Source organism: Amycolatopsis pittospori (genome assembly GCF_013870525.1).
In the GTDB taxonomy this organism is placed as follows: Bacteria; Actinomycetota; Actinomycetes; order Mycobacteriales; family Pseudonocardiaceae; genus Amycolatopsis; species Amycolatopsis pittospori.
In genome coordinates, this window is record NZ_JACBXD010000009.1 from 51,821 (window position 1) to 65,211 (window position 13,391).

11 protein-coding genes are annotated in these 13,391 nt (G+C 69.2%); 2 read left to right on the forward strand and 9 right to left on the reverse strand.

From position 1 onward, the window contains the following. Positions 1-24: 24 nt before the first annotated feature. Complete coding sequence (locus H5J31_RS07220; protein ID WP_181771685.1) at positions 25-471, reverse strand: hypothetical protein; 447 nt, start codon at positions 469-471, stop codon at positions 25-27. A 106-nt stretch (positions 472-577) separates the two neighbouring features. Beyond that, entirely contained in the window at positions 578-1,981 is a 1,404-nt protein-coding gene (locus H5J31_RS07225) for an NAD(P)H-quinone dehydrogenase (protein ID WP_181771686.1), read from the reverse strand. Between the two features lie 127 nt (positions 1,982-2,108). On the opposite strand from H5J31_RS07225, the gene H5J31_RS07230 reads away from it, so the two are divergent. Beyond that, positions 2,109-2,561 carry a gamma-glutamylcyclotransferase gene (locus tag H5J31_RS07230; protein WP_181771687.1) on the forward strand — a complete coding sequence of 151 codons (453 nt, stop codon included), beginning with the start codon at positions 2,109-2,111 and terminating at the stop codon, positions 2,559-2,561. A 105-nt stretch (positions 2,562-2,666) separates the two neighbouring features. On the opposite strand, the gene H5J31_RS07235 is transcribed toward H5J31_RS07230, so the two are convergent. The 6 genes from H5J31_RS07235 to H5J31_RS07260 all read right to left on the reverse strand — a co-directional run bounded on the left by H5J31_RS07235 (position 2,667) and on the right by H5J31_RS07260 (position 10,727). Further along, positions 2,667-3,560: a DUF559 domain-containing protein gene (locus tag H5J31_RS07235; protein WP_181771688.1), complete on the reverse strand. Its 894-nt coding sequence runs from the start codon at positions 3,558-3,560 to the stop codon at positions 2,667-2,669. Between the two features lie 199 nt (positions 3,561-3,759). Then, on the reverse strand, positions 3,760-5,058 hold the full coding sequence (locus H5J31_RS07240; protein WP_181771689.1) for an amidohydrolase: 1,299 nt from the start codon (positions 5,056-5,058) through the stop codon (positions 3,760-3,762). Positions 5,059-5,296: 238 nt separating this feature from the next. After that, positions 5,297-5,605 carry a hypothetical protein gene (locus H5J31_RS07245; RefSeq protein ID WP_181771690.1) on the reverse strand — a complete coding sequence of 103 codons (309 nt, stop codon included), beginning with the start codon at positions 5,603-5,605 and terminating at the stop codon, positions 5,297-5,299. A 71-nt stretch (positions 5,606-5,676) separates the two neighbouring features. Further along, a complete protein-coding gene (gene meaB, locus H5J31_RS07250; protein WP_181771691.1) occupies positions 5,677-6,675 on the reverse strand; it encodes a methylmalonyl Co-A mutase-associated GTPase MeaB in 999 nt (332 codons plus the stop codon). A gap of 3 nt (positions 6,676-6,678) precedes the next feature. Further along, positions 6,679-8,847 carry a methylmalonyl-CoA mutase gene (scpA, locus tag H5J31_RS07255; RefSeq protein WP_181771692.1) on the reverse strand — a complete coding sequence of 723 codons (2,169 nt, stop codon included), beginning with the start codon at positions 8,845-8,847 and terminating at the stop codon, positions 6,679-6,681. Further along, a complete protein-coding gene (locus H5J31_RS07260) occupies positions 8,847-10,727 on the reverse strand; it encodes a methylmalonyl-CoA mutase family protein (RefSeq protein ID WP_181771693.1) in 1,881 nt (626 codons plus the stop codon). The genes scpA and H5J31_RS07260 overlap by 1 nt, the downstream gene beginning before the upstream one ends. 127 nt (positions 10,728-10,854) lie before the next feature. Here H5J31_RS07260 and H5J31_RS07265 point away from each other — a divergent pair, with 127 nt between their 5' ends. Beyond that, positions 10,855-12,663, forward strand: a complete 1,809-nt coding sequence (locus H5J31_RS07265; RefSeq protein WP_181771694.1) for a serine/threonine-protein kinase — start codon at positions 10,855-10,857, stop codon at positions 12,661-12,663. Here the strand turns inward: H5J31_RS07265 and H5J31_RS07270 are convergent. Next, positions 12,643-13,284 carry a MerR family transcriptional regulator gene (locus H5J31_RS07270; protein WP_181771695.1) on the reverse strand — a complete coding sequence of 214 codons (642 nt, stop codon included), beginning with the start codon at positions 13,282-13,284 and terminating at the stop codon, positions 12,643-12,645. The two genes, H5J31_RS07265 and H5J31_RS07270, sit on opposite strands and share 21 nt — an antisense overlap. Between the last annotated feature and the right edge of the window lie 107 nt (positions 13,285-13,391).

The window sequence follows — 13,391 nt, forward strand, 5'->3', positions numbered from 1 at the left end:
AGGGCGGTTTCAAGCCTGCTTGAATCAGTGCGCCATACTGCCGTCACCGGCGCGGGCCGCACCGGACGGGACCGCGCTCACCTGTCGCGGCGGAACCGAGAACGTTGCGGTGTAAGACTTCCCGTTGCAGTTGACGGTCAGCGGGTAGTTACCCGGAGCCGTGCCCTGCTTGAGTTCGGCGTCGGCGCTGACGTTCGCCGGGACCCCGATGAGCGGGCCGTAGTCGTACTTCCCGAAGGTCAGCACCGGCGAACTGAACGTCGTGGTCTTCGGCGCCTTCAGTCCTTCGCCGGGGCACTGCGCCAACGCCACATTGGAGTCGCCGTGGACGTACTTGTTGACGAGTCCGAGTTCGTAGGCCGTGTCGTCGTTGAGCTGCACGGTGACGCCGGGCGCGGGCTGGGGTTCGGGAGAGGGCTGCTGGGCGAGACCGGTCGCCGGACCCGCCAGCACCGCCGCGCCGATCGCCATCACTCCGAGAAGAACCCTGCGAACCACGAAAACCCCTAGCTGTCACCGAAACACCGACACGCGCTAGACGCGGGCACCCCCGCGGGGGTTGCTTCGCCGGAGAAGATCAGTCCAAGTCGTCGTGGCGCATCAGCTGACGGCCCGCCTCGGTGATCGACCCCGACAGCGACGGGTACACCGAGAAGGTCAGTGCCAGGTGTTCCACGGTGAGCTGGTTCTGGACGGCGAGCGCGATGGGAAGGATGAGTTCACTCGCGTTCGGCGCCACGACCACGCCGCCGACGACCACGCCGGTGGCGGGACGGCAGAACAGCTTCACGAAACCGCGTCGCAGGCCTTCCATCTTCGCGCGGGCGTTCGTCGCGAGCGGGAGCATGATGGTGCGGGCGGGCACCTCACCCGAGTCGATCGCCTGCTGGCTGATGCCGACGGTGGCGATCTCGGGGTGGGTGAAGACGTTGGCGGCGACGGTCTTGAGCTTGATCGGCGCGACACCCTCGCCGAGCGCGTGCCACATCGCGATGCGGCCCTGCATGCTGGCCACCGAGGCGAGCATGAGGACGCCGGTGCAGTCGCCGGCGGCGTAGATGCCGGGCGCGCTGGTGCGGGAGACCCGGTCGACGCCGATGAAACCGCCGGGGCCGGGCTCGATGCCGACCTTGTCCAGGCCGATGTCGCCGGTGTTGGGCACCGAACCGACGGTCATCAGCGCGTGGCTGGCTTCGATCACCCGGCCGTCGGCCAGGTGGATCTCGACGCCCTTTTCGGTCCGGACGACCTTGTCGGCGCGTGCCTGCTTGGCGACGGTGGTGCCGCGCTGCGAGAAGACCTCTTCGAGCACCGCGGCGGCGTCGGCGTCCTCGTGCGGGAGCACGCGGTCGCGGCTGGAGACGACGGTGACCTTGACGCCCATCTCGGTGTACGCCGAGGCGAATTCGGCGCCGGTGACACCCGAACCGATGACGGCGAGGTGCTCGGGCAGTTCGCGCAGGTCGTAGAGCTGACGCCAGTCGAGGATGCGCTCGCCGTCCGGCACCGCGCCGGGCAGCACACGCGGGGTGGCGCCGGTGGAGATGAGGACGACGTCGGCGTCGAGCACCTCGACGGAGCCGTCGTGCGCGGTGACGGCGACCTTGTGCGTGGCGAGGCCGGTCTCGTCGTCGTCGAACCGGCCCTGGCCGATGACGACGCGGACACCTTCGCGCTGCACCCGGGCGCGGATGTCGGCGGACTGCGCCAGCGCGAGCCCCTTCACCCGGCCGTGGACGGTCGGCAGGTCGACGCTCGTGTCCGCCATGTCGGTGTTGATGCCGAGTTCGCGCAGGTCGTGCATGTTCGCGAGAGCCCCGGAGGAGGCGATGAACGTCTTCGACGGGACACAGTCGTAGAGCACGCAGGCGCCGCCCAGACCGTCGCGTTCGACGATGGTGACGTCGGCCCCGTGCTGCGCCGCGACCAGTGCCGCTTCGTAACCGGCGGGTCCTCCGCCCATGATCACGATCTTGGTCACTGGTCTCCTCCTCGCAGCGGTGTCTGTGACTGCGTTTACCGTACGCGGGCGACCGCTGGGCGGATTGAGTGGCCGGACACGGCATGTGCGTCCGGCCGGGTGAGCGACGGGTCGCTAGGCTGTGGCCGTGCCGTTGTATGCCGCGTATGGATCCAATATGGAGCCCGCCCAGATGTTGGAGCGCGCTCCTCACTCGCCCATGGCCGGCACCGGCTGGCTGGAAGGCTGGAGGTTGACCTTCGGCGGCGAAGACCTGGGCTGGGAAGGCGCACTGGCCACCATCGTCGAAGACCCGGGCTCCCGGGTCTTCGTGGTGCTGTACGACGTCACGCCGCTGGACGAGGACGGCCTCGACCGCTGGGAAGGCGGCGAGCTCGGCATGCACACCAAGCTCCGCCTCCGCGTGCAGACCATGGACGGCTCCGTCCTGCCGTGGCTGTACGTCCTCGACGCCTACGAGGGCGGCCTCCCGTCCGCGCGCTACCTCGGCGTCCTCGCGGACGCCGCCGAGGCCGCCGGCGCCCCCGCGGACTACGTCGACGCCCTCCGCACCCGCCCCTGCACGGGCATCTCCGGCTGACCACGCCTGCCGTCCACCCAGTCACGCCTGCCGTCCACCCAGTCACGCCTGCCGTCCACCCAGTCACGCGTGTCGTCCGCCCAGTCACGCCCGCCGTCCGTTTGATCACGCGACCGCGCGGCTTTCGAACGCCCTGGACAGCTCGGCCAGGAGGCGTCGCGGGTCACGCAGGTCCGCCGCCGACGCCCGGATCGTGATCCACCCTCGCCCGGCCATCCGCGCGTCCCGCTCGGCGTCGTAATCGCGACGCCCCTCGTGGGACGCGAAACCGTCGTACTCGAGGGCGATCCGCCGCGACGGCCACGCCATGTCGAGTATGTACAGCGTCCGGCCGTCGATGGTGGTGATCGCGTACTGCGCCTCCGGTATCGGGAACCCTGCCTCGACGACGATCAACCGGATGATGCTTTCCGGCGGGGATTCCGCCTTGCCGGTCGCCAGGTCGAGCAACATGACGGCCCTGTGGATACCTCGCCGGTCGTGGCGATCCACGACTCGGTCCCGAACGTTCGCACGCAGGGTTCGGACATGGTCCGGCACAAGCCCGCGCATCGCCTCGTCCACCGCGGCGAACGCGGTTCGCTTGTCCCCATCGCAGAGGAAATCGGCCAGCGCCAGATCCAAGGAGAACGTGGCGAGCCCGTTGAGCTCGACTACGTCCGAGGGCTGGAAATCAGCCTGGTGGATCGCCAGTCCCGGCTTCGACTTGATCCGCCGCGAGGAGGGCACCGTCATGTGGATTCTCGTGTCGTCCACGGCCGAGATCCCATGCAGCGCAAGGGCTGTAGCTCCGGACAGGGCCGCGGGTGGTCCCACCACGAGCAGCGCGGCCTGAGCCCGAGTGGCCAGTTCGAGCGAATCCGAGGCACGAATGACCACCCCTCGCCATGGCTGCGCGAGGACACCCGTGGCCAATCCTTCGAGGACCCGCCGACGCCCCAGAACCTTGTCGGCCTCACTACGCGAGACCGCCCCATGTCGTCCTCCCCAATCGATCATGCCTTCGACGATCGCGGGTTTCGCGGCCACAGAAAAGGGCCACTATCCACACCTGTGGATAACTCCACAGGTGTGGATAACCCTGTGGACAGGTGTTCGACACCGGTCGTGGCGAACACCTGTGACCAGGTGGACGGCAAGCGTGATCAGACGGACGGCACGCGTGATCAGGCGGACGGCAAGCGTGATTGGGTGGACGTCAGGCGAGGGTGGCCAGGGCGGTGTGGACCAAGGTCCGGACACCGCAGAGGAGCGAACGCTCGTCGAGGGTGAACGTCGGGCGGTGGATGTCGGCCATGGGGCCTTCACCGGGCCACACGCCGAGACGCGCGAAGGCGCCCTGGACGTGCTCCAGGTACCACCCGAAGTCTTCGCCACCGGACGACTGCTCGGTGCCGGCCACGGCGGATTCGCCCAGCGCCGCTTCGACGCCGGCCCGCATCAGCGCGGTCGATTCCGGGTCGGAGACGACCGGCGGGACGCCGCGGCGGTAGTCGAGCGAGAACCCGACGCCGGTCGGCGCGAGCAGCGACTCGACCGAAGACGCGACGAGCGGCTCCAGCATCGTCCAGACCTCGTGGTCGGCGGTGCGCAGCGTGCCGCGCAGCACCCCGTCCTGCGGGACGGCGTTCGCGGCCTGCCCGGCGTGCACCGCACCCCAGACCAGCACGGTCCCGGACCGCGGGTCGACGCGCCGCGAGAGCACCGCGGGCAGCGACGTGATCACCGTGCCGAGCGCGTGCACCAGGTCGGCGGTCAGATGCGGTCGCGACGTGTGGCCGCCGGGTGAGGTCAGCCGCAGTTCGATGAGGTCGGCGGCGGAGGTCAGCGCGCCTTCGCGCAGGCCGACCTTGCCGACCTCGAGCCGCGGGTCGCAGTGCAGGCCGTAGATCCGCTCGACGCCTTCCATCGCGCCGGCGGCGATCATGTCCAGCGCACCGCCGGGCATGACCTCCTCGGCGGGTTGGAAGATCAGCCGCACCCGGCCCGGCAGCTCCGGCGCGCCGGCCAGTGCCCGCGCCGCGCCCAGCAGGATCGCGGTGTGCGCGTCGTGCCCGCACATATGCGCGGCGCCGTCGGTCTTGGAGGCGTACGGGAGTCCGGTGGCCTCGGTCAGCGGCAGGGCGTCCATGTCGGCGCGCAGCGCGACGCAGCGGTCGCCGCTGCCGATGTCGCAGACGACACCGGTGCCCACTGGCAGGACCCAGGGCTTGAGCCCGACCGACCGGAGCAGGGACATGACCATCTCGGTGGTGGCGAACTCGTGCCGGGAGAGCTCCGGGTGCGCGTGGATGTGCCGACGCCACGCGAGGACGTCGGTCGCGTTCGCGCGGAGCCAGTCGTCGAGCCAGAAGGGGCCACGGCCCGCACCCAGATCATGCACAGGTGCCATGCTGACGCCGGCCTCGGAAATAAGCGCGGTGGACGCCTCGATAGGGGTGATGACGCGACCTTCCGGGTCGCCTGGAATGTCCGGACGTGAATCGAGCACCGTCACGCCGCACCTCCTCCCGCAACACAGTTGCCTTCGTCTACCACCGTACGAGTGGACGCTGAAGACACGCTGGGTGCCGTTCGATCTGTGATACGCATTTGCGATAGATCGTGCACCATGCAGATGACAAGCCGCTCGTCGAGTGATCGAGCCCGAGACGGCCGGTAGTGGATCTGCGGCGAACGGCTACGAGAGTTCGGTCCGGGCTAAGCGGAGAGTCCTTCTACTTACCGGTAGCGGTTCAGGACTTCTTCTTCTTGGAGCGGGCGCGCCGTCCGAGGATCACCAAACCCAGCAGTACCACGGCGAGGATGCCGGCGATGACCTTGTTCTTGGTCTCTTCGCTGTTGGCCTTGTCGGTCTCGGCGGGGTCGAGGACGGGGCCCGGCGGGGCCTGCGCCGGCACCTCGTGCACCGCCGCTGCCTGCATGATCACCGGCGAAACGGCCTGGTTCGCCGAAGTCCGCGACGCCTGGGCGGCCGGGGCGCACACGAGCAGCCCGGCGATCAGCAGCCCGGCAAGCTGCCCGAGACGAGACCTTTTCGGCATGACTCCCTTTCATCGGCACTCGGTCGTCGACAGAGTGCGGATCCGATTCTGCACTCTGCCGGGTTCCGGCGTCAGCCGCCACGCGGAGGACCGGAGAACGCCTCCAAGATCCGTTGGGCGGCCAGCGTCGGGGTCAGTTCACCGTCCCGGACCGCCCGTTCGACGTCCGGAACGACCGCTCGCACGTCCGGATGCGCGGCCAGCCTTCCGAGAAGCTGTTCCCGGACCATCGACCAGGTCCACTCGACCTGCTGCCGCCGACGCCGTCCGTCCAGTTCCCCGGACGAGGTCAAAACGTCACGGTGACGGAGGATTTCGCCCCAGACGTCGTCCAATCCGACGTCGGTGAGCGCACTGCAGGTCAGCACCGGCGGGGTCCACTCGGCGTCGCGTCCGTAGATCATCCGCAGCGCGCCGGCCAGCTCGCGGGCGGCGCGTTTGGCGTCCCGTTCGTGGTCGCCGTCGGCCTTGTTGACCGCGATGACGTCGGCGAGTTCGAGGACGCCCTTCTTGATCCCCTGCAGCTGGTCGCCGGTGCGCGCCAGGGTCAGGAAGAGGAAGCAGTCGACCATGTTCGCCACGGTCACCTCGGACTGCCCGACGCCGACCGTCTCGACCAGCACGATGTCGTACCCGGCCGCTTCCATCAGCACGATCGTTTCGCGCGTCGCCCGCGCGACACCGCCGAGAGTCCCCGAAGTCGGCGAAGGGCGGATGAACGCCTTCGGGTCGACAGCGAGCCTCGCCATCCGGGTCTTGTCGCCCAGGATCGAGCCGCCGGTCCGCGTCGACGACGGGTCGACGGCCAGCACGGCCACCTTGTGCCCCGCCTCGGTCAGATCCGTGCCGAGCTGGTCGATGAAGGTCGACTTGCCGACACCGGGGACACCGGTGATGCCGACCCGCTGCGCGCCGCCCGCGTGCGGGAGCAGCTCGACCAGCAGTTCCTGGGCCTGCGCCCGATGGTCCTCGCGGTTCGACTCGACCAGTGTGATCGCCCGGGAAAGCACACCCCGGTCGCCCGCGAGGACGCCCTTGGCCAGGACCCCGACGTCGATCTTGCGCGGCAAAGTTCAGGACTCCTGGGCGGTCAGCTGCCCGATCAGGTCGATCGCCGCGTCGGCGATCACCGTGCCGGGACCGAAGATCGCCGCCGCGCCCGCCGCCCGCAGCTCCTCGTAGTCCTGCGGCGGGATGACACCGCCGACCACGACGATGATGTCCTCGCGGCCCTGTTCGGCGAGCTCCCCGCGCAGCGCGGGGACCAGCGAAAGGTGCCCGGCGGCCAGCGACGAAACGCCGATGACGTGCACGTCGGCCTCGATCGCCTGCCGCGCGACCTCGCCGGGGGTGGAGAACAGCGGGCCGACGTCGACGTCGAAACCGATGTCCGCGAAGCCGGTCGCGATCACCTTCTGGCCGCGGTCGTGGCCGTCCTGACCCATCTTCGCGACCAGGATCCGGGGACGACGGCCCTCCTCCTCGGCGAACTTCTCGACCAGTTCGCGCGCCTGCTCGACGTTCTCGGCTTTGCCGACCTCCTCGCGGTACACACCGGAGATCGTACGAATCTGACCGGAGTGGCGCCCCCAGATCTTCTCCAGCGCGTCGGAGATCTCCCCGACCGTGGCCTTCGCCCTGGCGGCGTCGATGGCGAGCGCGAGCAGGTTGCCGTCGGCTTCGGCGCCCGCCGTGAGCCGCCGCAACGCGTCCTGCGTCCCCTGCTCGTCCCGCTCCTCGCGCAACCGGCGCAGCTTCTCCAGCTGCTGCGCGCGAACGCCCGCGTTGTCGACCTTGAGGACGTCGATCTGCTCGTCGTCCGTGACCTGGTACTTGTTGACGCCGATCACCGGCTGACGACCGGAGTCGATCCGCGCCTGGGTCCGCGCGGCGGCCTCCTCGATGCGCAGCTTCGGGATGCCCGCGTCGATCGCCTTCGCCATGCCGCCGGCCTGCTCGACCTCGGTGATGTGGCCCCACGCCTTGCGCGCGAGGTCGTAGGTCAGCTTCTCGACGAACGCGCTGCCGCCCCACGGGTCGATGACGCGCGTGGTCCCGGATTCCTGTTGCAGCAGCAACTGCGTGTTCCGCGCGATGCGGGCGGAGAAGTCCGTCGGCAGCGCGAGGGCCTCGTCGAGGGCGTTGGTGTGCAGTGACTGCGTGTGTCCCTGGGTCGCCGCCATCGCCTCGACACAGGTGCGGACGACGTTGTTGTAGACGTCCTGGGCGGTCAGCGACCAGCCTGAGGTCTGCGAGTGGGTGCGCAGCGAAAGGGACTTGGAGCTCTTGGGCTCGAAGCCCTTCACCAGCTTCGCCCACAGGAGTCGTGCCGCGCGGAGCTTCGCGACCTCCATGAAGAAGTTCATGCCGATCGCCCAGAAGAAGGACAGCCGCGGCGCGAACTTGTCGACGTCCAGCCCGGCTTCGACACCGGCGCGGATGTACTCGACGCCGTCCGCGAGCGTGTACGCCAGCTCCAGGTCGGCGGTCGCTCCGGCTTCCTGCATGTGATAGCCGGAGATGGAGATCGAGTTGTACTTCGGCATGTTCTGCGAGGTGAACGAGAAGATGTCCGAAATGATCCGCATCGACGGCTGCGGCGGGTAGATGTAGGTGTTGCGGACCATGAACTCCTTGAGGATGTCGTTCTGGATGGTCCCGGCGAGTTTGTCCGGCGTGACACCCTGTTCCTCGGCCGCGACGACGTAGAGCGCGAGCACCGGCAGCACGGCGCCGTTCATCGTCATCGAAACGCTCATCTTGTCGAGCGGGATGCCGTCGAAGAGCTGGCGCATGTCGTAGATCGAGTCGATCGCGACGCCCGCCATGCCGACGTCACCGGCGACACGCGGGTGGTCGGAGTCGTAGCCGCGGTGCGTCGCGAGGTCGAAGGCGACCGAAAGGCCCTTCTGCCCGGCCGCGAGATTCCGGCGGTAGAAGGCGTTCGACTCCTCGGCGGTGGAGAAACCCGCGTACTGGCGGATGGTCCACGGCTGGTTGACGTACATCGTCGGGTACGGGCCGCGCAGATACGGCGCCGCACCGGGATAGGTGCCGAGGAAGTCCACTCCGGACAGGTCGTCGGCGGTGTAGACCGGCTTGACCCCGATGCCCTCGGGGGTCTCCCACGCGAGCGCGTCGGGTCCCTTGCCGGTGGCGGCGTGCAGCGCTTCGGTCCATTGAGGACGGTCACCCGGGTCGGGTGTGCCGAGGTCGACACCGGCGAAGTTCGGGATGGTCATCACTGCACTCCGAGCTCGTTCAACGTGCCGGTCAGGACTTCGAGGGCGTCGCAACCCGCGTACAGGTAGCCCGTCACGTCCGGGTAGTCGCCGGGTTTTCCGGCGAGCAGCACCGACGTGGCGCCCGCGTCCTTCAACGCCTTCGCGACGTCGGCGGCTTCCTCCGCGTAGGAAGTGTTGCTTCCGCAGAGGCAGGCGATCTTCGTGTCACCGGCGCGGAATTCCGCGACAATGCCATCGACATCCTCGGGCGCCCCCGGGTTGACGGCTTCGATCCCGCCCGCCTGGAACAGGTTCGCCGCGAAACTCGCCCGCGCGGTGTGCGCCGCGACCGGGCCGAGCGTGGCGAGGAAGACGCGGGGACGGCTCGGGTGCGCGTCCGCGCGGTCCCGCAGGGCTTCGAACGCCTCGGCGTACCGGTGCCGGGGCAGGCCGCCGTCCGCGACGGTTTCGACTGGTTCGCGGACGACCGCTTTTTCCGTCAGGTTGGGGAATTCGCTGACACCGGTGATCGGATCGCGCCGGGTCGCGAGCCGCTTCGACCGCTTCTCCCAGGTCTCCGCGAGACGTTCGGCGAGGGCACCCGAAGCCAGCTCGGCCTCGATCCCGTCCGCCGCCTCGATGGCGGTGAACTCACGCCAGGCGGCCTTCGCCAGGTCGTCGGTGAGGTTCTCGACGTACCAGGAGCCGCCCGCGGGATCGATGACACCGGCCAGTTTGGACTCTTCCAGCAGGACGGCGTGCGTATTGCGCGCGATCCGCGCGGAGAACGCGTCGGGCTGGCCGATCGCGGCGTCGAACGGGAGGACGGTGATCGCGTCCGCGCCGCCGACCCCGGCGCCGAAACAGGCGAGCGTGGTGCGCAGCATGTTCACCCACGGGTCACGCTGGGTCAGCATCGCGGGCGAAGTGACGGCGTGCTGCCGCATACCCGCCCCCTTGCCACCGGAGACTTCGGTGACGCGGGCCCACAAACGCCGCGCGGCGCGGAACTTCGCGATCGTGAGGAACTGGTCCGCCGTGGCGGCGAGCCGGAATTCGATCTGACCGGCCGCGGCGTCGACGTCCAGCCCGGCTTCGGTCAGCGCGCGCAGGTACGCGACACCGGCCGCGATGGTCGCGCCGAGTTCCTGCGCGTCCGAGCCGCCGGCTTCGTGGAACGGCAGGCCGTCGGCCACGATCGTGCGGACCTTCGGGTGACTGACGGCGACCCGCGCCGCCAGTTCCGCGGCCGGGGCGAGCGGATGCGCCTCGCCGGTCCGCGCGGTCAGGCCGATCGGGTCGGCGCCGAGGGTCGCGGCGACCGCGCTGGCCGGGATCTCCCGCTCGGCGAAGAGCTCGAACAGAGCGGCAGAAGCGGCTTCGTACTCTTCACCGGCGTCGAGAGTGACGGGCGCGAGTTCGACATAGACCTCGTTCAGCGCGTCGGCCAGCTCGGCGACCGGGACGCCGCCCGCGCCCACGCGCAGCCAGATCGAGCTGACGCCGCCTTCGAGGTCGGCGAGGACGGCGGTGTTGGTGGCCTTGGCCTCACGGCGTGCGTACCGGGCGCGGATGTCCCAGCCCGTCGTCACCGAACCTTCGGGCCGGGCGCTTCTCACGAACGGAGGAAGACCGGGGAAGCCCGTTCCCTCGATCGTGTCATCGGCCGTATAGAGCGGCTGGATCTCCAAACCGTCGTACGTCCGGGTGACCAGCTTGCTTTCCGGCAGGCCTTCGAAACCCTCGTCGATCGCACCGCTCTTGCGCAGCACCCCGGCGACGAGCTCACGCCACTGCTCCCGGCTCACTTCCGGGAACTCCGCCGCGAGAACGAGGTCTTCCGGCTCCGCGGGCTCAGCTGGGGTCGGCACTGACTCCGTTCCGGCCACTTCCGTCATACCCAAGGATGCTAACGGCCCTCAACAACCCCTACCTGTGACGCTAGTCGCGCTAAAGGGGTGGGTCGTTCACTCGCCAGGGCAAGGTGCATAAGCCCGCCATGGGGGCATACGACACAATTGGGCCGTGCCGTCCGACACCACCGAGTCCAGCGAGAGCCCAGGCGAAGAGACGCGTGTCGTCGCCGGGCGATATCGGTTGCGCTCGGTCATCGGATCCGGGTCGATGGGCACGGTCTGGTCGGCCTACGACGAATTCCTCCACCGTCCGGTCGCGGTCAAAGAGGTGCGGATGCCCCCGGGCGTCCCGGTCTCGCAGGCCGACGAACTGCGCGAACGGACCCTGCGCGAAGCACGCGCGATCGCCGTCCTGAGTCACCCGAACGTGATCATCCTGCACGACGTCGCCCGCGAGAACGACGAACCGTTCGTGGTCATGGAGCTGCTGCCGTCGCGCAGCCTCGCGCACATCCTGCGCGACCACGGTCCGCTGAAGGTCGAGCAGGCGGCGGCCGTCGGGATCGCGGTGGCCTCCGCGCTCGAAGCCGCGCACGCCGCCGGGATCACCCACCGTGACGTCAAACCGGGGAACGTCCTGGTCGCCGGCGACGGTCGCATCAAGCTCACCGACTTCGGCATCGCGCGCAACGTCTCCGAAGCCACGATGACCCGCACCGGCATGATGCTCGGCTCCCCCGCCTACATCGCACCCGAGGTCGCGTCCGGCGGCGCCGTCGTCCCCGCCGCCGATCTGTGGGGTCTCGGCGCGACGCTGTTCGCCGCCATCGAGGGCTCGCCGCCCTACGACGCCGACGGTGACCCGCTCGAAACGGTCGGCAAAGTCGTCAACGGGAAGGTGCCGAAGCCCGGCCCAGGTCCGCTGTCGGACGTCATCGGCGCGCTCATGAAGAAGGAGCCGTCGAAGCGCATCACGCTGCGCGAGGTGCGGCGCCGGCTGTACCCGCTGCAGGCCAAGACGCTGATCGACCTCTTCCCGGCCGAGCTGTTCCACACGCCCGACGGCAAGAAGACCAGCGCGCATCTGGACGCGACCGACACCCAGGTGATCAAGCCGGTCGCCCCGGAAAAGCCGGGCGAGGGCACCAGTTCCGAACTCGCCGCCGACCCCGGTCCACTGCCGTTCCTGCGCCCGCCCGCCGAGACTCCGGCACCCTCGCCGACAGCCCCGTCCTCGGCGCCCGCGGTGTCCCCGGCCGAACCCGAGCCGATGCCGACGGTCGTGCCGCTGCCGCCGCGTCCGCCGGGCCGCTCGACGGTGGCCACGGTGGTGCTGGCGCTCGCGTCCATCATCGTCTTCCTGCTGGCGTCGGCAGGCGGGTTCGTCCTGGCCAGGGCGGTCGGCGGGGAATCACTGCAGCCACCGGCCGGACAACCACAGGGTGATTCGGTCAGCCCGCTGCCGCCGCCGAAGCTGATCACGCAACAGGGTGACGCCAGCACGGTCAACGGCGTCAAGGGCGGCCGGTTCAGCCTCGGTGTGCCGGAGGGCTGGCAGAAGTTCGTCGCGCCGCACGTCACCAGGGGCCTGCCGAGCACCGTGGTCCAGTACGTCTCGCCCGACGGCCGCCAGGCCATCCGGCTCGAGCGGCTGAGCGGTTTCCTGTCCGACAGCCCGCCGCCCGCCTACTTCAGCTGGCTGAGGACACAGCATCCGGAAGTCGCCCTCATCGGCGAACCGGTCGCCGTGCCCGGCCGGGGCGACAACAGCATGCGCTACGTCTACCGGACGACCGAGCGCTCCGCCGCGACCCGGGAAACCACGAACGAGAGCATCACTCGCACGACGTTCATGGACCTGTTCAGCGGGGGCACCGACCTGTGGATCTTCTCGGTGACGGCGCCGATCGAACAGGAGACGTCGGCCCGGTCCGGGGTGTTCGAGCCGGTCGCGCTGTCACTCATCGTCGACGGCTAGGCCCGCGAAGTACGCCTTCGAAGCACGTTGCTGCGCCAGCCTCCGCAGCATCGAAAGCAGCTTGTCGCCCAAGACGGTCTCGACGACGGCGATCTCGATGATCCGCTCGAGTGACTCGACGCCCGCGATGCCTTCCAGGTCCAGATCGGCGGTCCGGTCGGCGATTTCGGCGTAGTCGTCCAGTTTTTCGAGGTACCAGCCGTGTCCGACCTCTTTGATCGTGCACAGGACGCCGACCAGCGCGTCGATGACCGGGTCGTCGTCGTGTTTGCACGGCCATCCCCGGCGGTCCGCGAGATCCTGGACGGTCGCGAGCGCCCAGGCCCGGGATTCCTCGTCGCCGGCCTGCCTGGTGGCCGTGATGCCCTCCTGGGCGAGGCCGAGGATGCGGTGCGGACCGGCTTCCCCGGCGTCGACCGCGGCGAGCACCTCGCCGACCGTCGCGAGCGAAAGGCCGCCGACGTCCATCAGCGCCCTGATCAGCTTGATCCGCTGAACGTGCCCGTCCTCGTACTTCGCCTGGTTCGGGCTCGTCCGCTCCCCAGGCGGGACCAGCCCTTCCCGCAAGTAGTACTTGATCGTGGCGACCGGGACCCCGGCCCTTTCGCTCAGTTCCGCCATCCGCACGCGCTTCTCGCTCCGATCTCGGGGACGGTTCCAGGGTCATCCCTGAAGACTTCTCAGCATGGATAGTCTAACTTTCCATAACGGAGAGCTTGACTATCCGT

What these genes read in the sequence shown, in the direction of transcription:
- H5J31_RS07270 (WP_181771695.1), bottom strand. Translation starts at nt 13,284, where the DNA reads ATGGCGGAACTGAGCGAAAGGGCCGGGGTCCCGGTCGCCACGATCAAG.
- H5J31_RS07220 (WP_181771685.1), bottom strand. Translation starts at nt 471, where the DNA reads ATGGCGATCGGCGCGGCGGTGCTGGCGGGTCCGGCGACCGGTCTCGCC.
- H5J31_RS07235 (WP_181771688.1), bottom strand. Translation starts at nt 3,560, where the DNA reads ATGATCGATTGGGGAGGACGACATGGGGCGGTCTCGCGTAGTGAGGCC.
- H5J31_RS07260 (WP_181771693.1), bottom strand. Translation starts at nt 10,727, where the DNA reads ATGACGGAAGTGGCCGGAACGGAGTCAGTGCCGACCCCAGCTGAGCCC.
- scpA (WP_181771692.1), bottom strand. Translation starts at nt 8,847, where the DNA reads ATGACCATCCCGAACTTCGCCGGTGTCGACCTCGGCACACCCGACCCG.
- H5J31_RS07245 (WP_181771690.1), bottom strand. Translation starts at nt 5,605, where the DNA reads ATGCCGAAAAGGTCTCGTCTCGGGCAGCTTGCCGGGCTGCTGATCGCC.